The sequence below is a fragment of the Pseudarthrobacter naphthalenicus genome (assembly GCF_029076445.1).
In the GTDB taxonomy this organism is placed as follows: domain Bacteria; phylum Actinomycetota; class Actinomycetes; order Actinomycetales; family Micrococcaceae; genus Arthrobacter; species Arthrobacter naphthalenicus.
In genome coordinates this window covers 219,718-245,900 of the sequence record NZ_JARESG010000005.1, presented here as the reverse complement: position 1 = coordinate 245,900, position 26,183 = coordinate 219,718, and the positions used below count along the sequence as shown (strand labels likewise).

The 26,183-nt window shown below is 59.9% G+C and carries 20 protein-coding genes and 4 pseudogenes; 16 read left to right on the top strand and 8 right to left on the bottom strand.

From position 1 onward, the window contains the following. Positions 1 to 784: 784 nt before the first annotated feature. Complete coding sequence (locus PY310_RS07475) at positions 785 to 2,128, bottom strand: LGFP repeat-containing protein (RefSeq protein WP_275213718.1); 1,344 nt, start codon at positions 2,126 to 2,128, stop codon at positions 785 to 787. Positions 2,129 to 2,362: 234 nt separating this feature from the next. On the opposite strand from PY310_RS07475, the gene PY310_RS07470 reads away from it, so the two are divergent. Further along, a complete protein-coding gene (locus PY310_RS07470) occupies positions 2,363 to 3,292 on the top strand; it encodes a LysR family transcriptional regulator (protein ID WP_275213717.1) in 930 nt (309 codons plus the stop codon). A gap of 345 nt (positions 3,293 to 3,637) precedes the next feature. Here PY310_RS07470 and PY310_RS07465 read toward each other — a convergent pair whose 3' ends face one another. Beyond that, positions 3,638 to 5,026 (bottom strand): transglutaminase-like domain-containing protein, encoded by a 1,389-nt coding sequence (locus PY310_RS07465; RefSeq protein ID WP_275213716.1) that lies wholly within the window; start codon positions 5,024 to 5,026, stop codon positions 3,638 to 3,640. Between the two features lie 47 nt (positions 5,027 to 5,073). Here PY310_RS07465 and PY310_RS07460 point away from each other — a divergent pair, with 47 nt between their 5' ends. The 3 genes from PY310_RS07460 to PY310_RS07450 all read left to right on the top strand — a co-directional run bounded on the left by PY310_RS07460 (position 5,074) and on the right by PY310_RS07450 (position 9,952). Beyond that, a complete protein-coding gene (locus PY310_RS07460; protein ID WP_275213715.1) occupies positions 5,074 to 6,102 on the top strand; it encodes a gamma-glutamylcyclotransferase family protein in 1,029 nt (342 codons plus the stop codon). 310 nt (positions 6,103 to 6,412) lie between these two features. Further along, the gene (locus PY310_RS07455; RefSeq protein WP_275213714.1) at positions 6,413 to 8,575 is read left to right on the top strand and encodes a CHAT domain-containing protein; all 2,163 of its coding nucleotides are present in this window, start codon (positions 6,413 to 6,415) and stop codon (positions 8,573 to 8,575) included. A 39-nt stretch (positions 8,576 to 8,614) separates the two neighbouring features. After that, positions 8,615 to 9,952, top strand: coding sequence for a hypothetical protein (locus PY310_RS07450; RefSeq protein ID WP_275213713.1), 1,338 nt, complete (start codon positions 8,615 to 8,617; stop codon positions 9,950 to 9,952). Positions 9,953 to 9,980: 28 nt separating this feature from the next. Here the strand turns inward: PY310_RS07450 and PY310_RS07445 are convergent. After that, positions 9,981 to 10,267: pseudogene (locus PY310_RS07445) on the bottom strand (aldo/keto reductase); the annotation flags it as partial. A 91-nt stretch (positions 10,268 to 10,358) separates the two neighbouring features. On the opposite strand from PY310_RS07445, the gene PY310_RS21635 reads away from it, so the two are divergent. The 3 genes and pseudogenes from PY310_RS21635 (at position 10,359) to istB (ending at position 12,508) form a co-directional block, all read left to right on the top strand. Beyond that, a complete protein-coding gene (locus tag PY310_RS21635; RefSeq protein ID WP_419095455.1) occupies positions 10,359 to 10,634 on the top strand; it encodes an aldo/keto reductase in 276 nt (91 codons plus the stop codon). Between the two features lie 102 nt (positions 10,635 to 10,736). Continuing rightward, positions 10,737 to 11,696 (top strand): annotated as a pseudogene (locus PY310_RS07440) (Mu transposase domain-containing protein); the annotation flags it as partial. Then, positions 11,693 to 12,508, top strand: coding sequence for an IS21-like element helper ATPase IstB (istB, locus tag PY310_RS07435; RefSeq protein ID WP_275213712.1), 816 nt, complete (start codon positions 11,693 to 11,695; stop codon positions 12,506 to 12,508). The pseudogene PY310_RS07440 and the gene istB, both read left to right, overlap by 4 nt. Positions 12,509 to 12,583: 75 nt before the next feature. Here istB and PY310_RS07430 read toward each other — a convergent pair whose 3' ends face one another. Next, positions 12,584 to 12,826, bottom strand: a complete 243-nt coding sequence (locus PY310_RS07430) for a hypothetical protein (protein WP_275213711.1) — start codon at positions 12,824 to 12,826, stop codon at positions 12,584 to 12,586. Positions 12,827 to 13,304: 478 nt separating this feature from the next. Between PY310_RS07430 and PY310_RS07425 the strand changes: the two genes are divergently transcribed. The 9 genes and pseudogenes from PY310_RS07425 (at position 13,305) to PY310_RS07390 (ending at position 22,870) form a co-directional block, all read left to right on the top strand. Beyond that, positions 13,305 to 14,708 carry a hypothetical protein gene (locus tag PY310_RS07425; RefSeq protein WP_275213710.1) on the top strand — a complete coding sequence of 468 codons (1,404 nt, stop codon included), beginning with the start codon at positions 13,305 to 13,307 and terminating at the stop codon, positions 14,706 to 14,708. Between the two features lie 194 nt (positions 14,709 to 14,902). Beyond that, positions 14,903 to 15,316: a transposase family protein gene (locus PY310_RS07420; RefSeq protein WP_275213709.1), complete on the top strand. Its 414-nt coding sequence runs from the start codon at positions 14,903 to 14,905 to the stop codon at positions 15,314 to 15,316. Next, positions 15,317 to 15,577: a hypothetical protein gene (locus tag PY310_RS07415; RefSeq protein ID WP_275213708.1), complete on the top strand. Its 261-nt coding sequence runs from the start codon at positions 15,317 to 15,319 to the stop codon at positions 15,575 to 15,577. A gap of 9 nt (positions 15,578 to 15,586) precedes the next feature. Then, on the top strand, positions 15,587 to 15,997 hold the full coding sequence (locus PY310_RS07410) for a transposase (protein ID WP_275213707.1): 411 nt from the start codon (positions 15,587 to 15,589) through the stop codon (positions 15,995 to 15,997). Beyond that, positions 15,957 to 16,304: pseudogene (locus PY310_RS07405) on the top strand (transposase); the annotation flags it as partial. The gene PY310_RS07410 and the pseudogene PY310_RS07405, both read left to right, overlap by 41 nt. A 930-nt stretch (positions 16,305 to 17,234) precedes the next feature. Next, a complete protein-coding gene (locus PY310_RS07400; RefSeq protein ID WP_342755736.1) occupies positions 17,235 to 20,423 on the top strand; it encodes a tetratricopeptide repeat protein in 3,189 nt (1,062 codons plus the stop codon). Between the two features lie 53 nt (positions 20,424 to 20,476). After that, positions 20,477 to 21,185, top strand: a pseudogene (locus PY310_RS07395) (IS3 family transposase); the annotation flags it as partial. Beyond that, a complete protein-coding gene (locus tag PY310_RS21555) occupies positions 21,185 to 21,322 on the top strand; it encodes an integrase core domain-containing protein (protein ID WP_342755735.1) in 138 nt (45 codons plus the stop codon). The pseudogene PY310_RS07395 and the gene PY310_RS21555, both read left to right, overlap by 1 nt. Before the next feature lie 519 nt (positions 21,323 to 21,841). After that, positions 21,842 to 22,870, top strand: coding sequence for a DUF4192 domain-containing protein (locus PY310_RS07390; RefSeq protein ID WP_275213705.1), 1,029 nt, complete (start codon positions 21,842 to 21,844; stop codon positions 22,868 to 22,870). Here the strand turns inward: PY310_RS07390 and PY310_RS07385 are convergent. Genes PY310_RS07385 through PY310_RS07370 form a run of 4 tightly spaced genes read right to left on the bottom strand, consistent with a single transcriptional unit; the run spans position 22,865 to position 26,013 of the window. Further along, positions 22,865 to 24,061: an alpha/beta hydrolase gene (locus PY310_RS07385; protein ID WP_275213704.1), complete on the bottom strand. Its 1,197-nt coding sequence runs from the start codon at positions 24,059 to 24,061 to the stop codon at positions 22,865 to 22,867. The genes PY310_RS07390 and PY310_RS07385 overlap by 6 nt on opposite strands. Further along, entirely contained in the window at positions 24,054 to 24,503 is a 450-nt protein-coding gene (locus tag PY310_RS07380; protein WP_275213703.1) for a hypothetical protein, read from the bottom strand. The genes PY310_RS07385 and PY310_RS07380 overlap by 8 nt, the downstream gene beginning before the upstream one ends. Next, entirely contained in the window at positions 24,500 to 25,528 is a 1,029-nt protein-coding gene (locus PY310_RS07375) for a hypothetical protein (RefSeq protein ID WP_275213702.1), read from the bottom strand. Before PY310_RS07375 ends, PY310_RS07380 begins: the two co-directional genes overlap by 4 nt. Continuing rightward, a complete protein-coding gene (locus PY310_RS07370) occupies positions 25,525 to 26,013 on the bottom strand; it encodes a hypothetical protein (protein WP_275213701.1) in 489 nt (162 codons plus the stop codon). Before PY310_RS07370 ends, PY310_RS07375 begins: the two co-directional genes overlap by 4 nt. Between the last annotated feature and the right edge of the window lie 170 nt (positions 26,014 to 26,183).

The window sequence follows — 26,183 nt, the reverse complement described above, 5'->3', positions numbered from 1 at the left end:
GCCAATCGTGCGATATCGTACACTCATCCCCAACATTGTTGAAGGGACCGAAGACTGACTCTAGTTCTCGCGAAACTGCTGACTGCCTTGCTTGAGAAACGCTCATGAAATCTCGGGCCGCTTGGCCACGCGATGACAATGAGGGATGGGCCGGCGATGGCAACACCCTGGGAAGAACACAGCCGATTATGCGAAGTCATAGAAGAACCCCAACGGATTGATACTGGACGAGCTTCGGCGTCAGGGGTGCTGGTCCACGCCACGCCCGTCGGGCACTGTCCACAATTCGGAATGGAAATTGGCCCGTCAAGATGGATGGTCCGCGAGGGCAGTCCTGCCCCTTAACACCTTCAGGGTCATGGTCCGCTTATGGGGGCTCGCTGGGATCCCCTCAGACAAAGACGTGGGCCCCGACCAAGGACCTCTGTGGCTACCAGAGGTGGAAGCCTACGGTGAACTCGAAACCAAGCGGCTGCCCGGTAGTGCCGGCTTCAGCAGTGGCAGGTCTCCGGCTCACGGTCGACCAGCTCCTCCAAAATTGCCAGGACCCGGCCAGACCAACGGCAGGTCCGCGTCTACGGTCCCGCTGCTTCGGAACTCGATCACGGTTCGCAAGGCCGGAACTAACACGAGCAGGTGCCGTGGTTCATCGAAGTAGACATGGTTGCGCCCAGGGCCTTAATCTGGCCGAGGTATTCGCCACGAATCCGACCTTGCGAGCCCATGCTCTCTCGTTGTGTCGTCGAGAGAGGAACCGGACAGCCTCTAATCTGGACGCTAATACCTAAGCTGGGACGATGCCGTAATAAGCCTTGTAGGAGGCGCCCCCGCCGGAGATCAGCCCGCTCTCTACCTTGTAACCGATGGTGTGCCAGTTCGTGTTCGCTGTCCGGGCGGCTAGCACTACCATCTGCTTTGCCGACACCGTCACATTCGTACCGCCGATACGGTCATCGCCCCAATCGAAGGCGTCGTTGATGGCGCCTCCAATACTCGGCATCAGAGACCCGAGCGCGGGGCCGGCAACGGCGGCGATGAGCGGCCCCACGACAGGGATGAGCCCAAGGGCGATAGTGCCAGCCGTGTGGACGCCCATCACAATCTTCTGAATGTCTTCCTTGTACTTGTTCGGATCGCCGAAGTCGTTCTCCATCACCACCGTGCTGAGGTTCAAACCATATGGTCGTCCGCGATAGATTTCCATTAGGTCGGGACGGGATTCCCCGGCGTCCACTTCCCCATATATCTGTGAAACGTGCACGGTTGCGACCTGGGGTGTGGAGAGGCTTACGATGACGTACGGTTCGTCCGAGCTAGACCCTTGGTCCCAGTCCGTCTCACCAAAGCAATAGAGTCCCGTGTAGTGGACGATGACGTCACGCAAGTCGATCGCTCCGGTATCAGGCCACCAGTAAATTCCGCCATTCTGGAATTCGTTGGCCCGTCCGCCGTCGGCAAAGTCCACCTCATCACTGGTCGGGTAGCCCAAGTAGGAGGTCTCCCAGCCCAACTCCTCCCAGCGCGCGCGGATGCCGCCGTAAATGACATGGGCACCAGTTTCGGGCGTCCAGTAAACGGATCCGGCGTTGCTGAAGTGGTTATACCGCCCGATGCCGTCCGGAGTGCCGGTCTCGTCCGTCACCGGATAGCCAAGGACAGACCTCTCCCACCCAATCTGCGCCCACTTCTCTCGAATCGCACCCCAGATCGCTGCGGCCCCGGTGTTCGGCGTCCAGTAGATCGATGCTGTGTTGGCGTTGAAGTGGTTGTACCGCCCGACCCCATCTGGAGTACTGGTCTCATCGGTGCAGGGAGCGCCCCACCGCAGGCCGCCCATGGCAATCCACTTGGTGTAGATGTCTCCGTGGATTTCGAAGGCCCGGAAGAGGTGCTGGTTATAACAAAGGCAGGATCCATTCGCGAAAGTCCAGATTATGCCCTCCTCCTTGCTGATCGGCTCACCGAGGACAGCGGCCCCGCCGAGGGTCTCGTACTTGCGACGCAGATTACCTTCCCCGGAAATCAAGGATGGAATCCGGATGCCCCCAAAAGGCGATGTGCTGATCCTCGCCGCCCTGACGTCAATTTTCTGGTTCGCGGTTTCGGCATTGTTCAGTTCCCGTGGCATGTCCAGCTCCTCACTAGTAGGCATTTGTCCCGGCCCGGAAGGATCAGGAAGGGTGCCAATACTCGCCAAGATAGGCCCCTTTTATAACTAAACGAAGAGGCCTTTCCAGATAGGAAACGCAGCTTGACGACGTGATCAACTCCCGAAGGACGCCAGCCTCGGTCAACCGGGTAGCCATTGAACCTTCTTTGGCCCGGTTATACGCTGGCACCCACAGGTTGGGCAGGAGCGCCGATGGATCTGGACTTGGGGTGCGTAGCTAGCTTTCTGATGCTCGTCGACGAACATCATTTTGCCCGGGCCGCTGTCCGTCTCAATCTGTCCTCCTCGGCCCTGAGTAAGCGGATCCGCCGCCTTGAGCATCAGGTCGGGATCGAACTGGTCGACCGGGGTCCCCTAGGCATGCTGGCCCTAACCCCCGCGGGGATACGATTTGCTAGGGAGGCAGGACCGCTGTTGGCGCAGGCATCAGTAGCCCGGCGTGCAGCGAGAAATGACCCTGGCCTTTATCATGTTCGGCTGGGGGTGCCGGGCGCCCTGGGTGAGTATCCAACGCGTGCCGAGCTCGCCGAAATTAGAAACGTTCTCCTCCATCTGGTCGCCGACGTGAGGCTCTCGTGCCACGGAATACCATTCCAGTCTCTGACCACCGCTCTGCTCGATGGCCAGATGGACGTGGTGTGGACCGCGTCTCCGGTCCAGCATCGCAGCATAGATTCGGCACCGCTGGTGGCCGTGAACCGGACGGGCATCGTTCCTGCCGGACATGAATGGGCTCGACCTCATCCTGTTAGGGCGGAAGACTTCGCGGAGGAACCCATAGTTTACGATTCCTCCCTGCCCCTAGCATGGATGGGACAGTGGTATCTGGGCGATATTCGACCCGCGAGGGACGCCAGGTTGGTTGACATCCGGGCTGAATACTCGTCGACCGTGCTGGCCAGCGTGGCTCGCGGCGCAGGACTCGCGACAATTCCGGCACCGTTCGCCAAACACCTAGGGCCAGGGTTGGCTGCGGTGCAACTACTCGGCGTGCCGCCCATTAGCTTTTTTGCGGCGAGCCGTCAGCGCGACCGCAGGGAGCCGGTTCTTGCCCTGATCCAAGCCCTTCGGACTGTCGCCACACTGTCTGTGGCCCGCTCGGAGGGCATACCATTTCCGTAATTTTCTGCCGCCAGGTTCCAAGAAACACAAATTGGCTCACAGGTGTCCTCCAAAAACGTCCTATTGAGACCGCCTGGAAGCGCCAAACCCACCTAGCGACCGGGTCTGAGACTGCGCGCCACTCGGCTGGGCCATCAGCGCCAGACTGCAGATCGCTAATCAGGGCGGGGTGTCGCAGGAGCTGCGTCGGCTCTGCGCTGGAGCTTGACTCGTCGTCAATTAGGTCGGATACATGCCTTGCACAGAACCCTGCCAGCCTGCTCATTAGCGAGGCTCCTCAGCCTTCGAGCACGCATCTGGCACGCAAACTTCCCAAGTTGCCTGCAATTATGCATACGTCGACTATCACGGTTTTTCTTCTGAAGACGCGATGCGCGACCGTTCTCTTATTGCCCGGATATCAACCGTGGCGGGCCAGTACATGCCGTAATCAAGGAAACCTCTGGCCGCGAGCAAGGAGAAGGACGAGTGGAATTGAGCATCTAAGGGATCAATGTAGATGTCCACGGAGCATTTCGCCGATCCGTTAGGTATACGCACTATGGGCGGCAGTCCACAAACGGTTATGACGTGGTCTCCTGCCGTGGTCTCATCGGAAACTTCGACACTGGCACGTGCGGGACCTTCTACGGTCAGGACTAGTGGGTGATGACCGATTTCCTCCCAAGACGCCAGGAGGGACTGAGTTCCGAAAAAAATTGTTTCATGATGTGCCAAGTCTCTATCGGCACCCCACCCAGGAGCGGGCCGTAGTACTCGGGTATCGAATGCTGTGAACGGCGTGCCCCGGGCAATGTGAATCGAGCCTGGAATTTCGCGATGTTTGGCATCCGATTTCCGTCCTAACGCATCCTCCAACGACAAAGTGACGCCAGGTGTTGGTGTTCGAATGAAAATACCCGATGTGACGGTACCTCCTCTTCGATCGACCACGGAACTGATGCGGCGAACCCTACTTCCGGCAACGTGAGGATGCTCACACCCTTTGTCATCCAGTTTCCGAGGATAGAACCGCTTATGAAGGTCGCTCCCCAACGACTCTTGGACCCCGAAAGGCACCCATAGGTCGCCTTGCCGGCCCGGTAGCCACGATATGGGGGTTGTTGTTCCGGACCAATAGCAAGGCTGGTCGACTTTGTATCGGCTGCTGTCGTCCCGAGTAGCCGCAGGGTCGAAAATCAGCAGATACGGATCGACCCAATGCCATCCCCCAGTAAACCAAACCTGCAGGGCTGCTTCCTGATATACCGCCCCAGTAAAGCCGCTTAGATATGAGCCGTTCTGGGCCAGGATAACGTTGCATTCTCTGACAGGGTAGCCGAGCTCTCTTAGCATTCCGGCTGCAAGCTGTGCGGCATTTATACAGACCCAGCGGACCGACTCCTTACCCTCGGGACCACTGTGTGGCGGCCTCACACCGCATTCGCCGACGCCGGTATCGATGATCCAGGCCAGGCGGCGCGGAGGTGATTCCGTTCCCTCAATGTCACCTGGCGGCATAGCATCATGTACGAATTGGGCGACGGCGTAGACAACTTTGCCGTGATCGTGATCTTTCTCAACTTGTCCTGCCGCCGAGCGTGCCCATCGAAGCAATGTGTAGCGTTGTTTCGAACTCAGGCCAGCATTTTCTCCGAACTCCCAGTAGCGCCGAAGATTGACGTCATGCAAAAGGTAGATGTCCTCTTCCTGAACTACCAAGCCCGTCCTTCTCATGTATTCCTCCAAGTCCAAAGAGCGAACTCTGTGCGATTGACTTTGCTGCTAGTAAGGTGCATGTTATGACGAACGTTTGGTTTGTCACATGGTCCGCTGCCGATTGGTCCGCGTTTGGCACCGTTGTGGCAGCAATCGCCAACGTCGTGCTCGCCATCGGTGCGAGCTTTGCAGCGCTACGCGCTGTTTACCTCTACAAAGAGTCGAAACGAACTGAGGCTGCGCATTGGCTCCAAAGCATGTTCGAGCAGTTTTACCTTTCGGACGAATTCCTCACTGCCCGATCTCTCCTCCAATACGAATACAAAGACAGCGTCGCACCTCTTCTTGAGCGGCGCTTAACAGACCGCGATGTGCCCCGAACTCTGAGGCAAGCTGAGATCCTGCACGAGGTTGATAGACTACTAAATTATTTCGAGTGGATTCTCTATCTCGAGCACAATGAACACCTCGCGAAGGATGACCGTTTGGCATTGTTCCGGTACTGGTTCGACTTGATGAAGCACTCGGATAAGGGGGCCTTGCGCCGCTACTGTGCGACTTGGGACTGGGAGCGCCTATCGCATGAGCTTGCCAGCGATGACGGCGTGGGTACTGATGGAAAACAGCCTGCGTATCAAATTTCGGAGTACGTCGCCGTTTACGGGTCATTAATGTCTGACCTCGCGCCTGAAGACGCCCCTCACTTCACTGAGTACTTTGATTTTTTCGGTGCGTGCACGATCGAAGGCTGCCTCTATGACTTGGGAAGCTATCCGGGGCTGGTAGCAGGTGAAGGAAGCGTCAACGGCGAGTTGTACCGCCTTAAATTTCCCCTGTCGGACTCCCGCTCCGTCCAAGCTTTTCGTGCTTTGGATAAGTTTGAGAGGTTTGATGCTCACAAGGCCCGCGAATCTCTATACGTCCGCCAAGTGGTGAGATTGAAGGAACCCGCGAACCTGGACGTCTGGGTCTACATGTATAATCGCCAAACTCGGGATCTGCCCCTCGTACCACACGGCGATTGGAGGGAACACATCCGGCAGAGGAACGCAGCTCCCATGAATGACGAGATTAAGGGGCCCGGTCCACGGGGCGAAAACATGACGATGTGACGCTCCCCCATAGCGCAGACGAGGGCCAAACCAATACGAATTATATTTCGGGCCGGGAACGATGTATTTCGGGCAGTTCGCTTGACAGCCGGCTCGGATGATCATTGGCTCAGGCGGGTCCAGCGAAGGACATCCGCCTTGTGCATACGTTTCGTGCGGGGACGCCTACCGGTTTAGGGTTAAACTTTAGTGTTTCTTCGCCGAACAGGCCTACCGGGTATGGACAGGACACGGAGACTGGGCCACTATTTAGACCCGCACATGTTCCGTTAGAGGTGGCGTCATGAGCCCGCGACTATCGATTAGGCAGGTGGCACAGCGTGCCGCTAACGCTCTGCGCCTGTACTTTTTGAAGCAGACTGAACGTGGTCCAGATCGCGAAGCGAAAGAGGACCTGGCTGCGGGCGACGCATACCTGTGGGCCGAAATGGAGACCGCGGCTAAACAGCACGGCACCCTCATTGGCCCGTTGGCAGACATCAAGCGAGCCCCCGACGACGATCAGGCCCATCGGGCGTTCGCAACTGCGCTCGAGGCTGTGCTGCGGCGGAATGATGACTTGGCAAAACGCTTGGAGACGTGGGCCCGAGGGAAAGAGTTGCCCCGGCCCGGTCACCACCCATTTCCCCCTGTCGGTGCGGCACCGGCAGGCCCGGTGGTAAGCGGTGGCGGCGGGTGGGGCCCATCGGACGCCGTAGCCGACTTGGCCGGGCCGGACGACTCTCTGAATGAAGACGATGCCGGTGGACTGCTCGGGGGGGCGCCCTGGTCAGCCCCCCCTGACGCATACGAAGAGGCTGAACCCGCCGACGAACCGGGACCGGCCCCCGCCAGTGGCGACGAGAAGTTAAACCCTGAGTCAGCGCGCGCGTGGCTGAACGCTGAACTTGAAGATGTTGACACCACTCGTCCTCTAAGCGTCGGCGAGACCTATACACTTGCGTTCAGCCTCGATCCAGCGAAGAAACAGACGCTCATCGGCAGTGGAGCGCCCTTCGGCTTCCTAATTCCCCAAGGCACGGAAGAGGTCATTCTGACGGTGCAGCTTAACGGCGACGACTTCGAAATCCTCGAACAGAGCCGGCCGTTGCGGTTCCGCCGGCCCGGCATCTCCCGGGGCAAGGCCCGGTTCGACATCGTTCCGCGCAGGAGCGGGCGCTGCCAGCTGATCGCCACCGTCCACCACGCAGGCAACTTCCTTCAGCAGTTGACCCTGACCATCCAGATAGGGGACGCCGTTAAGAGTCCACTAAAGTCATCGTCGCTCGGGCGGCCTATCTCGGCTACCGCCGGGCTCCAGCCGCGCGACATCGGTCTTGCCATCGAGGCAAGCCCCCAAGGAGGCTACACCTGCACCGCTTGGGGAGCGACAGCTGCGCGGGTGCATCTTCCGATAAACCAGCAGGAACTGGCATCCGCCATCGAACAGGCGCGCCAGGCACTACTGGACGTCGTCGGACAGCGCACATTTCAGGACGGGCTCGACATCTCAACGCAGGACCGCGACGCTGCACTTGGAATCCTCGCCAAGGCTGGATTACGCCTCTATCAAAAGATCTTCTACCACCCGGCTGGCGGCGAGGACGCCCGACGCCTCGGAGAATGGCTACGCCAGCAGACGACCAACACGAACGAGGTCCTCAAGATCCAGCTTATGACCCAGGACTTCCCCGTGCCGTGGGGGCTTCTCTATATTGACGACGAATGGAAGCCCGACGCCATCGACTGGCAACGATTCCTTGGGATGAGCCACATCCTAGAGCAGATCCCGCTCCAGAACACGCTGACGACCCTCAACGGCATTATCGACAGCGAGTCAGCGGGATTGTCGGTCAGCGTTAACTTCAACGAGAGCATCGACAAACAGATGACCGCTGATTTCGTCGCCCGCCAAATGTCGTACTGGGACGACGTTATCGATTTCACGCCGCCCGTCACCGTTGTAAGCCGTACGAAACGGGACGAGTTAGTCAGCGCGCTCAAGAACGGAGCGACACCCGATCAAATTCTCTATCTTTACTGCCATGCAAACGCAGCCGGGCTGACCGGAGGTGGACCCGATGCCTCGTTTCTCGTGCTCTCCGGCGATGAACACATCACGCTCGGCGACTTGAACCTCGAAGCACCCACCACCGTACAACTCGAAGGAAGCCCGTTGGTGTTCATCAACGCGTGCGAATCCGCCGAGCTATCCCCCATGTTTTACGACGGTTTCGTACCCTATTTCATGGCCAAGGGTGCGCGCGGAGTCATAGGAACGGAATGCAAAACACCTGCCCTCTTCGCTGCAGACTGGGCGACGACCTTCTTCGATCTATTCCTGGACGGCGGTTCCCTCGGCGAAATCTTCCTCCGAATGAGACGCGATTACTATGAGCAGCACAATAACCCTCTTGGCATCCTGTATGCCGTGCACTGCGATGGCGATACCCGGATACAACCGGCAACGATCCGCACTCACATTACGCCCTAGCTGTCCGCCCAGCCGCTCACTCTCAGAAAGGACAATTCCATGGTCATCAGGCACATACCGGAGCGGCCGGACCTGTCGTACCATCTCATTCACTACGACAAGAACGGCGATGAACTCCCGGAGGGCACGGACAAACTCGGTAGCACAGCAGCACGCAGCGCCCTAGCAGCGCCGGGATCAGGTATCACCGACGTGTTCCTCCTCAGCCACGGCTGGAACTCCGATGTCGAGGGCGCCATGCAGCAGTATGACGCGTGGCTCACGATGAGCAGAGAGACCCGGCCCTCGAACCTTGGTCGCCCCTTCAGTCCCCTGATCATCGGAGTGCATTGGCCGAGCAAAGCATGGGGCGACGACACCATCATCTCCACAGACCCTGTAGGGTTGCTAGGCGGGGAAGCGACGCCGACAGGGGTGATTACCGTGGAGGACGCCGTGGACATGTACTCCACGATGCTCGTCGACTCCCTTGACACACGAGACGCCCTCGGCGCAATATTTGACGCTGCTGCCGATCCTGGTGGCCACGCTGCAATGACTGACACAGTGCGCAGAGCATACCTCATCCTGTACCGGGAGCTGCACCTCGAAGAGGCCAGAAATGAGGACCCGATTCCCGCCGCTGCGTGGGATCCGGCGAAGGCGTTCGAGCAAGCGCTCGAGGACACCGACAAGGAGTCGGGACTTCTCAGCGGCGACTCTATCTTCGATCGTGTAAGGGACGCCATTCTCGCTCCTTTGCGCCAGTTGTCGTTTTGGACCATGAAGGCCCGGGCTCTCACGTTCGGTGAGAATGGCGCGGCGAAGCTTTTGCGGGACCTGCAGAACGAAACAGATGAGAGCGTGCGTTTCCACCTAATGGGACATAGTTTCGGCTCCATCGTAGTCAGTGCCGCGGTCGCGGGAACGGACGGAATCACTTCCGTCCGACCTGTCAGTTCGCTGTTCCTTGTGCAGGGGGCCCTGTCGCTCTGGGCGTATGCAGGAACGGTGCCCGAGGAGGCGAATCCAGGACACTTCCACCGGATTATACAGGAGGAGATAGTACGCGGGCCTATTGTCACCACCCGCTCGACGTACGACTACGCCGTCGGGCGTTTCTATCCCTTGGGTGCCGGAATCGCCGGAGAGGTACTCCTCGGGGACCTCCCCCGTTACGGCGGGCTGGGCGCATTCGGCATCCAGGGCGTTAAGGGCGCCCACGATGTCGCGATTGGCGACGAGACCACGAATTACGGCTTGAAGCCCGGCGGCATATATAACATCGACGCTTCATCAGTAATTAGCAAAGTCAGCGGGCCAGGGGGCGCGCACAGTGACATCACGCATCCCGCCACCGCTGCTTTGGCGTGGCAAGCCGCCCTAGCCATGCCCTGATGCCGCGCATCTTTGCACCCAACTCTGCGGTGTTGCCGCCCCAGGGTCGCGCGAGCCGTCCTTTGGTGAGGGGGCTGTAGGGGATGCTGCCGACGCCTTGGTCGGTGAGGAGGCCGAACATTTCGCGTTCCTCTTCACGGTGCATGAGGCTGTATTGGTCCTGAAGGGACACGAACCGGGTCCATCCATGGAGATCCGCGGCGTGCTGCACATCGCGGATGCGCCGATGTAGCGGACCTTGCCGGCCTTCACGAGGTCGTGCAGGGCTTCCATTGTTTCCTCGACCGGGGTCTCGGGGTCGAAGCGGTGGACCTGCTAGAGATTTGAGACCTCAGGCAGACACAGACTCGAGGCACTCAAGGCCTGGCAACTTCCGCTATCGGTTACGGCTCGATGGGTATCTCAGTTGCCTACGGCCCCGCCGACGAAAAGGGGAGGCGTTGCTGCGATCCATAAAGCGCACGACGTCGCCGTCACGGATTTCGACACCGCAGAGCGATACGGCTGGGGAGAGACCAAAGAGATCCTTGGCCGCGCCGTAAGGAGCTTCCGCGACGAGATCCTTATCGCCACCAGGTTCGGGTTCAGCCGAGACCAGGATTTCGGGTTCGACTCCCGCGCCGAGCACATCCGGACGGTCCGCCGAGGAGAGTCTGCGCCGCCTCGGCACGGACCACATTGACGTCCTCTACAAGCACCGCCAAGACCCGAATGTTCCCGTTGAAGACGTTGCCGGCCACCGTGAAGGAGCTCGTCGACGCCAGGAAGGTTACATATTTCGGCCTGCCAGCCTGGGATTGCCGGGCTCACGAGAAAGGCGGGGTCGAGGGTGAGGTGGGCTGGTTCCGCCGCAACCGGCTTTCCCCGATGCCTGTCGCGAAGTCCCTTGCCGAGCTCAACGACCGGATTCGGGCCTGGGAAGTCCAAGACGATCAGCGGCGGATCAATGACCGGATCCGCACCATCGTCCAAGACCTCGCCGCCGAGGCCCCGCTCCTGGCACCGTTGCCGGCCGAAGAATTCGATCCCGGTCTGGTGCTGAACCCGAGAGTGGACCGGACCTCAATGATCACGGTGCGGATGGTGAAATACTCGGTGCCGGCCCGGTTCATCGGCCAAAGAGTCCGGGTGTCCCTGCGGGCATCGGAGCTTGTCGTGTTCGACGGCCGCGCGATGGCGGCCCGGCATCAGCGGATCGTTGCCAAGGGCGCGCAGTCGGTCCAGTGGACCATTACCTGGAGGTCCTCAAGACCAAGCCCGGCGCTTTGCCTGGCTCCACCGCTTTGGCACGGGCACGGGAGTCCGGGACGTTTACCAGCGCCCATGAAGCCTTCTGGTCTGCGTCGCGCCGGGTCAACGGCGACGCCGTGGGGACCCGTGAACTGATCGATGTCCTGCTGCTCCCCCGTTCCATGGACGCGGCAGACATCGAGGCAGGGATTAGCGCGGCGCTCGGCGTGGGTGCGGTCAGCGCCGATGTGGTCGCGGTCGAGGCACGCAGACACGCAGCCGGCCCCGCCGCGGAGGTGGGTCCGGACCGGACCGTGATCACGGTGCTCATGCTGAAGCGAAAGTGCAACGAGTTGTCAGCCTGACCCAGCGCCGGCTGATGGACCCCGCAGCGGTCATCGCGGGGCTACCCCGGGACACCCGGCGGTTGCCCTCGGTCAGCGTCTATGACGAGCTGCTGGCCAAACGCGCCGAAAACCCTGCAGGAGCCGAGTCAAAGGAGAACATCTCATGAGTCCAACCCCACAGGCCACCACCATCACCGCGACCCTGCGCCGGCGGCGCGGCCTGACCGAACAGGCCGCCGTCGCCGCCGTGGACCAAGCCTGCCGCCGACTGCGCCTGCCCACCGTCCGTGCGGTCCTGGACGAAGCCCTCACCCTCGCCGGAAAGGAACAACTCTCCTACCAGGGCTTCCTGGCCGAACTGCTTCTAGCCGAATGTGACGACCGTGACCGGCGCTCCTCAATCCGCCGGGTCAAAGCCGCCAACTTTCCAAGGAACAAGTGGCTAGGGGACTTCGATTTCGACGTGAACCCGAACATCAATCCCGCCACCATCCACACCCTGGCCACCGGGGACTGGATCCGCAGAGGCGCACCGCTGTGCCTGATTGGGGACTCCGGAAGGGGTAAAATCCACCTGCTCATCGGGCTCGGCACCGCGGCATCGGAACAGGGCTACCGAGTCAAATACACCCTCGCGACCCGGCTCGTGAACGAACTCGTCGAAGCAGCCGACGAGAAGGTTCTAGCCAAGACCATCGCCCGCTACGGCCGGGTGTATCTGCTTTGTATTGACGAACTTGGCTATATGGGACTGGACCGTCGTGGCGCCGAGCTCCTCTTCCAGGTCCTCACCGAACGCGAAGAGAAAAACTCCATCGCCATCGCCTCCAACGAATCATTCTCAGGATGGACCAAAACCTTCACCTACCCGCGCCTGTGCGCCGCAATCGTTGACCGGCTGACCTTCAACGGCGCCATCATCGAAACTGGCACCGACTCCTACCGCCTCGCACACACCAAAGCCCACCAAGCTTCTTAGCCCTCCAAGACAGGGAACGGGACCCATACCCCGAGAGCACCGGGAAATTGAGAGTTGAGCGGGGGCGACGGACGCCTAAGCCTTCTCGTTTGGTCGGCTCTCACGCCATCTTTTGTAGCTGGTCGGCAGCAGGATTGTCAGCATGATCAGAGTGGCGATGCCCGGAACAAACACCCACACACTCGTCTCGGAATCGGCCCCGGAGATAAGCAGAAGCTCGCCCACGAGCGCAAGCAGGATAAACGCGATGTGAACCCAGAACATTGCGCGCCACAATTTTAGGTCGCTCTGTCGACCAGCCGACTCCCAATCCACCATGCCTCAGCCTAGGGTGCCAAAGAAAGTTTAGATAGATGCTCTCAGTGTGTGCGAGCCACGAACGAACTCGGGACTGGGGCCAGTTTTAACCGTCTTACCGGGGCCGGCGATATTGACAGAACCACCCGCACGGCACACTGAGTCTTCAGGCTTTGCATAGAGCTTCCACCTCCCTTCATTCCTCGATCCCGTGATGGCACGCTGTCTCTGCCCATGCACACTACTGGGCGGCCCGGACAAGAACGGAGACTGCGTAAGAGTCGGCGCGTGTGCGAGACCGACGATTCTCCGTTGTCTCAGCGGACTCGAACCCCCAATCTCCAGCTGCACCGGTGCTCCGCCCATTAAGCTACGAAGTAATCGGCGTGTTGGTCGTGAAGCCGAACTCAGGCAAACGCGCGGAAGGATTGCAGTCCTTCACCCCTTTTATGGTCATTCGGCCTAGCCAAGGAGCAGCTACGAGAGTATCTTCCCGTGAATGGCCGCCAAAAACGATAAGACAAACGCGATCCGCTCTGCAGTTGAGTCTGCTTGGGAGCGCAAGGTTGAGCGAGATTCCCGTTCCGTTTCGCGGACCCTGAAAATTATCCTCGCGGCCGCTGGGGTGTACATCATTGTGGAATTTTTAGGCCACCTTGATCTGTACGGAAAGTTTTTGGAGAGCTCCCTTGAGACTGGTGCGGACGGGGTAGCAACGATGGGTCCTGCAGACTGGTCCTCATTGGCAGGGTGGTTTGACAAAGAAATCATCAATTCTGCGGATGCGACGGTCGCGGTTACAGCAGCCTTGCTCTTTGTAGCCACGTTCAATGTTGCTTCGATTGCGTCAGGTCTAGAGCGTTCGGTACCCGGTGACGCCCCGGAACTGGACCGCTTGCCAAGTCAATTGTCCCAGCTTTGGTGGCGTCAATCGGCTGGAGTCTTGACCGCGGCTGCTGCTTCTGTGGCCATAGCCGTATGTGCCATTCGTTACCCCATTGACCCTGGCGGAAGCACGCTGTTGGGGTTACTCGCGGTTCTTACTGCAGTCGGCTCGAATTTCGCCATGGATGACACCTCAATCCATACATCAAAACTGCTCAACCTCGCATCCTTACTAGACAATCAACAGCGGGCACAAAAGGCATCAGTGGAACTTTTCGATAAAACGGCTCGCAAGAGACTATTTGCCAAAATCCACCGCTTCGGGGAATACGGCAGCATTTTATTTCCCATTCTCTGCCTCGGCACCGTGCTGGCACTGTGCGTTGTCGAAAGCTTCTTTCAGACATGCTGGCTGGTCCTTTACTCGGGCTGGGGCGGCGTTCCTGATCCAACCGACTTTCCAGGCATCTGGCAACTGACCGTAAAAGGTCTTACTGCTTTCGACCTTCCTTACACAGGCACTGCACTTGCCTTTGCCATGATGCTCCTGGCGTTCGCCTGGATAGCCAACACTTTCACCCGATACCGGGTATTGCTCACAAGCTTATGTGTCACGAGCATCCCCGTAATCTCTGGGGCTTTTGTTGGTACAACCAAGCTGCGATACTCCGAACCGACCGCCACTTTCTTAGCCGTTTCACAACTGCTGACGATTATCGTGGGACTTGCTCTGGTGGCGGCGGGCGGTCGCTGGGGACGAGGTCTTGGCGTTGCCCTACCAATGTACATATTGACCGAGTTTCATTTTTCTGCCATTAGGACCAAGCGGAACTACGACAAAGCACACAAGAAATTCATCAAAGAATCTGATGTTGGCTCGAACGAGGATGAGCCCGACCAGACCTCACGAGAAATCATATATACCGTCGATCCCGATAGCGATGGCAAAAAATCGCCAAACACGACCCGTTCATGGAAAGGGATCGCACATAAATTCATTGATAGACTCCCAGGGTGAGTATGATCAAATCCGGAATTATCTTTGGTTGGGTCCCCAGGTAGAAGTACAGTGTTTGTGTGAGTTTCGTGTCCGAGAATGGGGCTCTTCGTGGTTGGTGGGGAATTGATCTCGTGTCGTAGTTGACAGAAGGGCCCGTGGCCCTGCTGGGATGAGTGTGTCTAGCATTCAAACCAGGAACAGGACCACGAGCCTTGACTGAGCCTAACGGGGTGGCCCCTGACGCTGCCACTAGCATCTTCAACCTTCCCGACTACCGTGTCATTCCCGCCACCGTCTTGGACGACGGGAGCCGCCGGATCATTTTCGAAGCCGAACAGCCACCTGGCTGCCCGACCTGCGGTGTCGTGGCGACCCGGCGGAAGGAAAGACGTGTCCACCGGATCCGGGACATCCCGGTCGCCGGCGCCGTGGAAGTTCTCCGGTCCAGATACCGGTGGCACTGCGAGGAACAGACCTGCCCACGGCTCTCGTTCTTTGAATCCACAACCCAGGTCCCGCGCCGTGCCCGATCCACCGGCCGGCTCCGGGACCACGTCGTTGACGCGGTGATCCGCTCTGGACGGCCAGTGTCCGAGACCGCCGAGACGCTCGGGGTCTGGTGGTGAATGGTACGTGCCGCGCTGAATGAAGCCTGCCTGCTCACGCTGCCTGATGTTGACGAACTAAGTCCGCGGATGCTGGGCATCGATGAACACCGGTTTCGGTCCGTCCGGTTTTTCCGCGACCCGGACTCCAGCTCGTGGATCCGGCAAGAGCCGTGGATGACGACGATCGTGGACCTGGACACCGGGCAGGTATTGGGCGTGGTCGATGGGCGGGACCACAAGGGCGTTAGTGACTGGCTCTTCGCCCGGCCACTGACATAGCGGCTGGCCGTGCAGGTCGTCGCGATCGACCCCTCCGCCGCGTTCCGCAAGGCGCTACGGATCTGGCTTCCACGCACCGGCGTCGCCGTTGACCATTTCCATCTCATCTCTCTGGGCAACCAGGCCATGACCGAGGCCAGGCGGAACCTGTCCCAGCAAGTCAAGGACTGCCGCGGCCGCAGGGTCGACAAGGCATGGGCGCATCGGATGCTGCTCTTGCGCGCAGGAGACACACTGACCCCGAACGCAGCCCACCGCCTGACCGAGGTCTTCGCCGCCGACGACCCGCCAGGAAAGCTGGAAGCGGTGTGGAAGGTCAAGGAACAACTGCGAGCACTGCTCCGGACCGGGTCACTTGCAGACGCTGCCATCGCCAACCAAGCTCCTCGTGACAGCCGGCGACAACCCCCACCGTATTAAGTCCGAAGCCGCGTTCGCGATGCTCTGCAGCGTTTCACCCCTGCCAGCGTCCTCGGGAATGACACATCGGCACTGGCTCAATCGCGGCGCAGACCGCCAAGCCAACGGCGCCCCGCACCTCGCGGTCATCAGCCGGCTCAGGCTCGACCCAAGAACGCAGGTCACGAAAAAGACCGCCGAGGGACACTCCAAGATGGAAATCATCCGTTGCCTGAAGCGATACCTCGCACGCTAGGTCTACTTCATCCTCAACCCCGGCCGCAAGCACGTCGTCCCAAACACCAGACAACACCGAACAGCTGCTTGAAACTTAGGAGAGCATTCAAGGGGGCAGCCCCACCCATGGCAGTTCCTTCCATCAGATCGCGCTCTGCGAACACTTCGTCGTGTCACTTTATGAGCCAACAACGGCTGAGCACGGATCCTCCGGGAATTGTTCCGCCCCCAATACAGTTTTCCTTAAGGAGTTTAAGGTTCCCCAAGCCCCCGCTTGACCCTCATATCAGGCGGGATTTTCGTTCGCAATTGTTGAATGTTGCGCTTGGGCCGAAGCTATTTCGTCTACAGCATCAATAAGGGCGGGGGCTTCGCAAACGGCTGCGAGAATGCGCGCGTAATCGACGAGCAGGACACGCAGTTGCTCCAGCTCCTCCCTCAACTCCTGGCTCCGCTCCCAAGCCACTTCGTGGTCTCCCACTGCTTTGCCTTGGGGACGTAAGGCCTCCCATCTCTGTAGCTCTGGATGCCACTTCGCGAGTACTGGGCGAAGGGCAGCATTGAGAATCCATACTGCCAAATGTCCCAATCGATACTCGCCATTTTTTGGCTGCCGAGCTACCGCAGGACCATACTTCTTGAGCACCGCACGAGTCGTATCGAACAGCGTATACAAGGAGTTGAGAGCCTCTCGGAGGATCCCTTCTCCTGGGGCCAATGGAACTATGGTGATCCTGGTGACTAGCTCTACGTATAGTTCCCATGCCGCGTCGCGCTCGGCAAGATCAGGAGTCCATTTCCCTGATAACTTAGCGGGTCCCCAACCGAGCTCGACACCTACTTCCTGGAGGGGCATTTTTACCTTTTCTCGTGGCCTGACGTTTGAATGGCAACTAGGGGCTTTCCCAAGGCACCCTGTACGTTATCGACGAAAGCTCTCTCGAGGCCCGGGTGAAAGGACCCTACGCCCCGAGTCGGAGGACTTCAAGACCTTTCACCCAACCGGGTTGGTCGCCAGACTATGTTCAACACAAAGTCTGCTTTAGTGAAGCGCCGATGCTCCAGCCAAATAATCTCCATTTTGACGTCTTCATCTCGTACGCAATACTCGCGTCGGCCCAACTCGCTGCAGCTCGTGAGCACGGGTCGACCTGCTTTACTGGAGTTGACATCTTGGACTGATTATATCTATAGCGGTCGACATCGAGGGGGTGACATGGCCGGGTCTGGGGGGGTGTTCCTCAGTCACGCTTGGCTCGATCAGAGTCCACAGCGCAGGGCGGAGAACCCACGTCGCGGGCTGGCTCCGATGTTGCGCGACTTTCTCATGAAGCTGGGCATCGAGGTCTTCTTTGACGATGCCGACATTGAGGACTTCGATGCGATCGGAGATCGAGTTCGGGCGGGAATGGCTGAGTCGGCTTTGTTCGTGTGTTGGTACTCGGACGCATACGCCCACCGGAGGGCGTGCCACTGGGAGCTCACGGCTGCCGTAGCCGTCGATCCCTCGCGCGTCTTCGTTATCAACCCCGAGCCGGGCATCGAACACATCTTGCCCACGTCACTGCGCGCCAACTTGATCGCAGACGCACCGCGGTCCGAGGACACGGAGGGCTGGGCTGCACTGGCTGTCCGAATCGCCGATCGTGCTCACGCGACGCACGGCACTTTCACGCAGATTGTCGATGCGGATGCGGTGCCCTTGTACGGTGACCCGCCATTAAGGTTCCAGCGGTTCGTAGGCCGCGCGTCGGACCTTTGGAGGCTGGACGGCCTGCTACGGCCACCGCCTGCTGTTGCAGGTGGCGACCCCGCACCCCGTGCTGTCGTCGTTCAGGGCATGGGTGGACTAGGCAAGACCGCACTAGTTCGGGAATACGCCAGCCGCTTCGCCGCCGCCTACCCAGGCGGAATCTTCTGGCTCCGGCTCAGCACCCCAGCCGAGGGTGGGCAACGTACCAAGCACATCCAACCTCTACTCGAGACTCAGCTCGGACTTATTGCGCGTCAGTTGCGTCCCCTCCAGATCCGTCCGGGTGACACCGACCTGACCGTCCAGCTTCAGAATCAAGACGATGTCATCGCCGATCATCTCGGCTCACTCGACCGGCCCTTCCTGTGGGTTGTGGACGACCTCCCACCGGGCCTATCCGCCGCCGAGTTCGCTTCCGCGCTGCCGCCCAAAAGTGCTGGCCGAACGGTTGTCACTACCCAAGGATCCGCCTACCGGCACGTACCCAATCTGCCGCTCGACGTTATGGACGACGAAGAAGCTGTCGAGCTTCTCCTGGCCCAGACGCCTCGTGCGGAGGAAGCTGACAAAAACGACGCCCTCGCGTTGGTTGCCAAACTAGGCCACCTCCCGCTGGCGGTCGACGTCGTCGGCGCATTAGTCGCCATGCCCGGGTCTTCCGCCGGCTCTCTACTTGCTGAACTCGATAAGCCGGGAGACGAACTGGCTCTAGTTGAGGAGGCGGCCACCAATGCCTGGACTTCCGTCTCTCCGACTGGCCATGCGAGTAGCGCGATGGCTACATTTGCGCCGAGCATACGCCGGCTTAGGGAGGACGCATTTATTATGCTCGCAGTCGCAGCAACGGTTAACGTGGGACCACTACCTGTGCAAACTTTGATACCGGTAGTGCGGCACTTCACCAACGGCGAACTAACCACCTTCGGGACTCGCCATGCGCTCGGTGAGCTACTCAATCTTTCCTTGGTCCGCGCCTTAGACCCAGACACCGTCGAACTGCATGGTCTCATCGGCTTCTCTACGCTCCAGTACGTCCAGAATCCTGAGACTTTTCACGCCGCCGTCATTGAGGACCTCTCAACCCAAATCGCCGACGATATTGGGGACGTTGAAGACATCACTACTCATCGCAGAAATCTTCGGCTTGCCGCCTTCGGTGCATCCCTAGCGCTCCAGTCACCGACACCGGACGACACCTTTGACCTTCGCGCACTACGCGCTTTGGGCCGTTTTTTGCATGTCGAGCAGCGCTACCCCGAGGCCGCGCAGATCCATGCCCTGGCGCTCAAGAAGGCCCGTTTTGAGAGCGGTGGGGCGGAAACGCGGGAATCACTTATCGTCGCTGCAAATTTGGCACTCGATCTCGGAAAGACCAAGCCCGGCTCTGCAGCCAAGGATCTTGAGGCGATCCTTGATTCATTGACACGTCTCTATGGATCCGATGACCGTGACACGCTAACCATCGAACATAACCTGGCCAACCAAATCTTCGCCGTGGACCCTGAACGTTCACGACGGCTTCACCTCGACGCTTACGAGCGTCGGCTTCGGACGCTGGGTCCCGACGATCCACACACCCTGTTCTCGTTACACAGCTTACTCTCCCAGGGCGTCACTCCACACCCGTACCCAGACGCAGTCGTGGCATACACCGACCTCATTGCCCGCCGCACCCGCGCGCTCGGCAAGGACCACACCACGACGCTGACCAGCCTCAGCAACTTCATCGAACGATTAATTGCAGCCGGAAACCTCGAAGAGGCACAGCCGTTGGCACGTCAGCTCGTGGAACGTCGCAGCGCCCTGTACGGCCCGGACCACGGGGCTACTTGGGCTGCCAGAATTCGTTTGCTTTCAGTACTATCAGGCTTGCCTAATCCACCAGACGACGAAATTCACAGCCAACTTCTGGCTTTCAGCTCGGTTCCGGACTCAGTCGACGCCAAAGACGTAGTCAACGCACTCGCGTCAGCCGGGGAGATTCTGCGTCGCGCAGGGCGGTACGAGCGCGCCCTCGACCTGCTCGAGATGGCTTGCAAGACCGCCTCGGCCCGGCTTCCGGCGGATGACAGCGCTGCACTGCTGGCCGAGCACAATCGGGCGGCGCTAATAGGGGCAACGAGCGCACCGGCGAAGGCCACAGCCATCTTCGGCGACCTAGTCCCGCGGATGACACACGCGCTCGGCCCCGAACACCGGCTGACGCTTCGGGCGCGCCGTCAGCAACTCATCATGTTGGCGCGAAGCGGCGCCGCGCAGGAAGCTATTCCAGGCCAGCAAGACCTGGCTGAATATTGGCGCCAGCACGTCGGCGAGCAAAGTGCGTTCTACGCCGAGGCGCTCGGCGATCTCGCAGAATCCTTCAGCTTACTGGGCCGCGCGGATGAGAAACGCCACTATCAAGAGCTCCAGCAGCAGGCGGCTGCGCACGTTGGCCACGAAACTGGGTGGGTGTGAGCGGCCTAGTGCGCAGCCGACGACTTGGGACGGTTCATAGATCCGTGGGACTCAGTCCGGTGACGGAACGGGACTGGATCGATGCGCATCTGGTCAACGCCGCCCTGGACATCCACGCCGCCGACCCCGCATTCGGGTACCGGTTCATCGCCGACGAACTCCCGGAGAAGGGCATCACTGCGGCCGAGAACAGGGTCCAGCGGCTGTGCAGGGACCACGGCATCTGGTCACTGTTCTCGAAGAAGCGCAGACTGAACCGCAGACCCGGGCCGCCGGTCCACGACGACCTCGTCGAACGGGACTTCACCGCCGCGGCGCCGAACGAACTGTGGCTGACCGACATCACCGACCACCCGACAGCCGAGGGAAAGCTCTACCTCTGCGCGGTGAAAGACGTCTACTCCGGAAGGATCGTCGGCTACTCGATGGACTCGCGAATGAAGTCCTCGCTCGCCGTCGCCGCACTGGAAAACGCGGTGCGCTCACGCCGCCCGGCAAGAACCGTGGTGCACTCGGACCGCGGCTCCCACTTCCGGTCACGCCGGTACGTCGAATCACTCCGGCACCACGGACTCACCGGATCGATGGGCAGGGTCGGTGCGTCCCTCATAACCGGACAACGCCTCGATGGAATCGTTCTTCTCGCTGCTGCAGAAGAACGTCCTGGACCGGCAACGCTGGCTCACCACGCAGGAACTCCGGCTCGCCATCACGACTGGGATCGTAAGGACCTACCACCGCTGGCGACGGCAAAGACGGCTATGGCCGAAGCAAAGTATTTGGCCGAGGAATGGAAAGCTATCTACAATCATGAACGGCCCCACGGATCCCTGGACGGCATGACGCCGAAACGCTACTGGGAAAACTGGACGCAAGAAAACAAACTAGCTATCGCATAGACGCTGGACTGCTAGCGGTTCCAACCACTCTGTGATGCAGCCCTAAGTGCCAACCGCCTCGAATCACGATCAGTGAATCTTACGCCTCTGGATGGCTGGTTACGCGGCGGCCGTAACGCCACAGTCAAAAGGGTCGACCACGGGGAGTATCGATTAGACCAGAGTCAGCACCCTGGACCAGAACATGGATCTGCGACATGCAACGTTGCAGGCCTCGAGCTGCCAGCGGATCGTCACCGATCACGGTCTGGGGCGTATACCTCGGGCTACTTGGAACACTTCCAACTCGGACGTGCACTTCTTGCAAATAAAGTCAATTCTTCAATTTAGGTCGACATTTCATCAAGGGACCCCAGCGTCATGCCGTGCCGCCGAAACACACCCATGAATGACCAGAAGCATCATCGCTCTTTGTCATTCTGATCCTCCATCATCGCTGGGCGATGAATCCTCTATCAGAACGACGCACACATCTGACTGACACACCCTGTGCCGGCCGGCCGCTGAAGGAGAAGGATCATGGAACCGCTCACCATCAAAACCCCCGCCGACGTCCTTAGTTTCGTTGGCCACACCCTGGGGTTTTGGCCCCACGAAAGCCTGGTCTGCATCACCCTCGCCGACAACCACGTCGGAGCAACTCTCCGCGTCGACCTCCCGAAGCCAAGCACCGAAAACAGCTACGCAAAGATGGTCGCCGGATACCTCAGCCACGACACCAGCGCCGAAGGTGTGCTCTTCGCCGTCTACACCTCGGAACCCGGGAACGGCGACCACAAACCACACGCGGCAACCATCGCTGCACTCACGGGCGCCCTCGCCGAGCGAGGACTCACCATCAGGGAAGGACTCCTCGTCGGAGACCAGACAGTGTCACAGTACGACGGCGACCCCCAGAAGGGCGTCCGGCTCCCCTTGAGTGCCACCCAATCCAGCCAGATCAACGCCGAATTCGTCTACCGCGGCAGCACCATCGAACCCACCAACCGCATCAGCCTGCCGGCCTCAATCAAAGAATCCCAGACCCTGGATGCCGTCGAGAACCGTGTCGCAGCAATCCAAGGTCTGCGCCACTGGGACGCGATGGCGCAGGCCAGGACGCTCTGGACAGAAATGCTCGCAGCCAAGACATACCCGGACGACGAGCAAACCATCCGCCTGATCGCGAACCTCCAGTTCCCTGCCATCCGCGACCAACTCATGGCCGACATCCCCGGAATCGACGAACCCATGGACCGGATCCTCCTGGCCCAAACACACGGCAAGCCGCAATGGTCCCGGGTCGAGTGGGCTGAGCAATTACTGGTCCACGCTTACACGCACAGTGCCACAGTTCACTCTGCTCCGTCCCTGACTGCCATCGCCTTCATCAACTGGTGGGAAGGCAGAGGCAGCAAGGCCCACCAGTTCCTGGAACTCGCCCTCGAAGCCGACCCCAACTATCGCCTCGCCAGGCTCAGCGACCAAATGATCGGAACCGGCATGATCGCCGGCTGGAGCATGGACAAAGGCACTGCCTACCGGGATCGGGGACTCGAAGCGTCATAAGCCCCGCGGTTGTATGGATACCGACGACGACGGCGGGCTGTTCCGGAGCCAGTTCTCCACCGCCGCGTCCCATCCGTCCGGGTCAGAATTCCACTCCTGCGTATGCTCCGCGGACGGGAAAGTCAGCAGAGTTGTCAGCTCAGGGCGCCGGGTGACGAACTCGCGAGAAATGGCAAAGGGTGTCGACCGGTCCCCTTCGTTGTGAATGACAACGATGGGAACACTGAGTTCGTCCGCCCGTGCCAAGAAGTCCAGGGTATGAAAGCTCAAGGGAGCGTCCAAGCCAGTGATCCAGCGCGTTCGGGGTGACTCAAGCATCTGCAGTCCAAGCCGGGCAACCCAACCGGGGAGCATACTGGAACGGGCATTGGCCATCAGGGTGCTACTCCAATCGATAACCGGTGCATTGAGGACGAGCTGGCAGATGAGGTCCCGAAACTCCGATGATGCCGCCAGCTGAAGGGCGATTGACGCACCGAGGGACCAGCCGAAAAGCACTATCTGGCGTGCACCTTGCCCCACGGCATACGACACGGCGGCTTCAACGTCGTGCCATTCGGTCTGCCCCAGGTGATATCGGGCGTCGTTGGATGCAGGAGCATCCCGGTCATTCCGGAGCGAGACAACCAAGGACGTAAATCCCAGGCGGTCTGCAACGGGCACGCCGCGGAGAGCGCCGGCTTTCGAACCACCCAAGCCATGGATGTGGATGGCCCACGTGGAAGAGTCTCCGGATGGCTGCTTCGGTGTGAACTTCCAGGCGGGCGCCACGCCGTTCTCGACGGGAATCTCAACGTCGGAGTACGGCAGCCCCAACGGATCTGGCGTTGGATAGACGTATCCGCTCCAGATGCCAGCTCTGGCGGTCCGGAGATCCCCGGAGTCAACCCGTTCAACGCGTCGGGTTACCGTCCCGGCCGCATCGTCAGAGGACACGATCTCTCCAATGCAGGCATGCCCTGTGCCGTTGGAAAACCAGATGCTGTAGAGGCCTGGGGCCGTCGTCCGTGCCGAGGCCGGTAACTCCACCATCAGGGTTTCGTCGTCGTGGGACACACGACGGATTTGCAGGTCCTCCTTCCGCTGCGTTTTGGGAACCACCACTTGCCGGGCAAAGTAGGCCGCGGCGAGAAGGGACGCCGCGCCCACAATGCCACAGCCTGCGGCGACAGCTGCAGCGGCACTACGCATCGGCGTCGTCCTCGGGAGAATTCAGGCGTTCGTCGATAGCTTTGCGCAGGCGCTGTAGTGTCTCCGGTGAAATCCCCTGCAGTTGCCTTGCAGCGAAGTTTCTCACGCGGTTTTCCCGCAGTGTCCGCAGTAGCTGCAGCTGCGCGTCCACCAAGTCGGGCACGTCGCCGTCGTCGTCCAATAGGTAACTGGGGTCAACGCCGAAGAATTCGGCGAGGTTCCGCAGGAGCTGCGGGTCCGTCGCCATGGAACTGTCGCCGGCACGCATGTAGGCCCAGCGGGAACGGGATAACGGCGTTCCGCGGTCAGACATGTGCTTGCTGATCTGGGGATAAGTCAGGGGCGCTGAACCCTGGGCCTCAAAAAGGTCCAGAAGGAGATTTAGCTTCCGCGCGAGTTTCGCCTGCGGCTGTTCGGGAATCCCAGCGTCGCTATCGGTCACGGATGTGTGTCCCCTTTCCGCGACAACCACGGTCCTCGATGTCCGGGCGCCGCCAACCGCGCACCGAGATGCTGCTCCGCTTCTCGGAGAACATCCAGATCATTCTGACTCAGCGATTGAGCAAGTCGCGGGTCCACGAAGAGCGCGTCCTGGATCTCCACCAGCATCCTGTGCAGCCGGCGCCTGGGGGCATCGCGGCGGTCGATTGGAGTTTGAGCCAAATCCAGGCGAATCTCGGATCGCCCCGACGTGCTTCGTTCCCAGAGCCCAGCCATTCGTTCGACAAGGATGGCTGCGGCCCGGGCATCGGACCTACGCTCCAGGCGTCGTGCCACGGGCGGCAAGCCCAGACCCACGCAAAGGAAGACCATAGCGCCCACCACCGCGGCGTCGTAGACGTAGGAGAGACGCGTCATGGCCTCAAGGTCCCCCACAAGATGAAGTACATCCATCCCCAACACGGCAAGGACCATCACCACAGCCAAAGCGCAGCCCAGGCCGATGAACACAAAAGCGACGCGGAAGTACGGCCTCGCCATCACGCTGCGGAACCTGAAACAGGTAATGCCGGTGGTGGCCACCACCACCCCGATGTAGAGGAACTGAACAGCCGAGTATGCGGCCGCTGGCCACTGGCTTCCAAAATCCCTCATGAAGGAGGTGGAAGTCCGCGGTGCATCAACCAGGCTGAAGCTAACAATGAGGGCCCCAACCACAACCCCGAGCGCCGAAAGCCCTACCCTATTGTGTGCGTCCGCCGTTTCACTGACATCGGCGGCGCGCAGGATCGCACGGGACAGGAAGTAGATACCGACAACCATGAAGATATTGGCTATGAGGTCCAAGAAATTACGGCTACCGAGTACGCGGTCTCCCGCGACGTAGATCCGGTCAATGTTTAGCGTGAGTGCCGTAGCGATCGTTAGTGCCGCCACTAGGATGCTCTTGTCTTTGCGCCGCTTCAGATCCGGCAGGAGGCATAGCGCCAGACACCAGATCACGGCTGCAGCGACGTCCTGGATCATCCGAAGATCCGTTCAAACGACCGCGGCTCGGGGCTGCTGTCCCGGATGGCAGCGGCAAAGAGATCTGCCAAAGTTTCGGCAGCGGCCTCGATGTGGTCCAGGAAGTCACTCCGCCCCAGGATCCGCGACACCTTCTCGCCGGACAGATTCGGAAACAACGTCTCCGCATAGTTTGAAGACACCACCAGCTCATCGTGTCGGAGCACCATATGGCCCAGTTCGTGAAGGATGAACTGCTGCCGGTGGAGTGGCGACGGCGTCGGTGCGTGCAGGATGATCTCCATGCTGTCCGTGGACAGCCACAACCCGCAGACCGATCCCCCGGTCAAGGACTCAGAAATGTCGATCTCAATCCGCCGGTGCCTGAGGTTCTCAACAATCGAGATCAGCCGCTCCAACGTAAGACGGCTCGGCAGAGTCAGGGCCAGGAAGCCTTCTGCAGCGGATCGCGCCGGCGAATATTTAGCGGATGTTGTGCCGTCCATCGGAACCCCATCAATCAGCCTGGCCCCTTGGACAGGCAGTAGTTGCTTACTTTCTTATTGAACGCTTGCGCTCTGGACATGTCCAGAGCGACTGCATTCAATTCCCACACCAACGCAAGTGGTGTTATCGAATGCCGCCGCACTCACCTGGACACGCACTCGGCCCGATG

Excerpts from the sequence above, each read along its gene's own strand:
- PY310_RS07475 (WP_275213718.1), bottom strand. The coding sequence starts at position 2,128 with ATGCCACGGGAACTGAACAATGCCGAAACCGCGAACCAGAAAATTGAC.
- PY310_RS07470 (WP_275213717.1), top strand. The coding sequence starts at position 2,363 with ATGGATCTGGACTTGGGGTGCGTAGCTAGCTTTCTGATGCTCGTCGAC.
- PY310_RS07460 (WP_275213715.1), top strand. The coding sequence starts at position 5,074 with ATGACGAACGTTTGGTTTGTCACATGGTCCGCTGCCGATTGGTCCGCG.
- PY310_RS07450 (WP_275213713.1), top strand. The coding sequence starts at position 8,615 with ATGGTCATCAGGCACATACCGGAGCGGCCGGACCTGTCGTACCATCTC.
- istB (WP_275213712.1), top strand. The coding sequence starts at position 11,693 with ATGAGTCCAACCCCACAGGCCACCACCATCACCGCGACCCTGCGCCGG.
- PY310_RS07430 (WP_275213711.1), bottom strand. The coding sequence starts at position 12,826 with ATGGTGGATTGGGAGTCGGCTGGTCGACAGAGCGACCTAAAATTGTGG.
- PY310_RS07425 (WP_275213710.1), top strand. The coding sequence starts at position 13,305 with ATGGCCGCCAAAAACGATAAGACAAACGCGATCCGCTCTGCAGTTGAG.
- PY310_RS07415 (WP_275213708.1), top strand. The coding sequence starts at position 15,317 with ATGGTACGTGCCGCGCTGAATGAAGCCTGCCTGCTCACGCTGCCTGAT.
- PY310_RS07400 (WP_342755736.1), top strand. The coding sequence starts at position 17,235 with ATGTTCAACACAAAGTCTGCTTTAGTGAAGCGCCGATGCTCCAGCCAA.
- PY310_RS21555 (WP_342755735.1), top strand. The coding sequence starts at position 21,185 with ATGGCCGAAGCAAAGTATTTGGCCGAGGAATGGAAAGCTATCTACAAT.
- PY310_RS07390 (WP_275213705.1), top strand. The coding sequence starts at position 21,842 with ATGGAACCGCTCACCATCAAAACCCCCGCCGACGTCCTTAGTTTCGTT.
- PY310_RS07385 (WP_275213704.1), bottom strand. The coding sequence starts at position 24,061 with ATGCGTAGTGCCGCTGCAGCTGTCGCCGCAGGCTGTGGCATTGTGGGC.
- PY310_RS07375 (WP_275213702.1), bottom strand. The coding sequence starts at position 25,528 with ATGATCCAGGACGTCGCTGCAGCCGTGATCTGGTGTCTGGCGCTATGC.
- PY310_RS07370 (WP_275213701.1), bottom strand. The coding sequence starts at position 26,013 with ATGGACGGCACAACATCCGCTAAATATTCGCCGGCGCGATCCGCTGCA.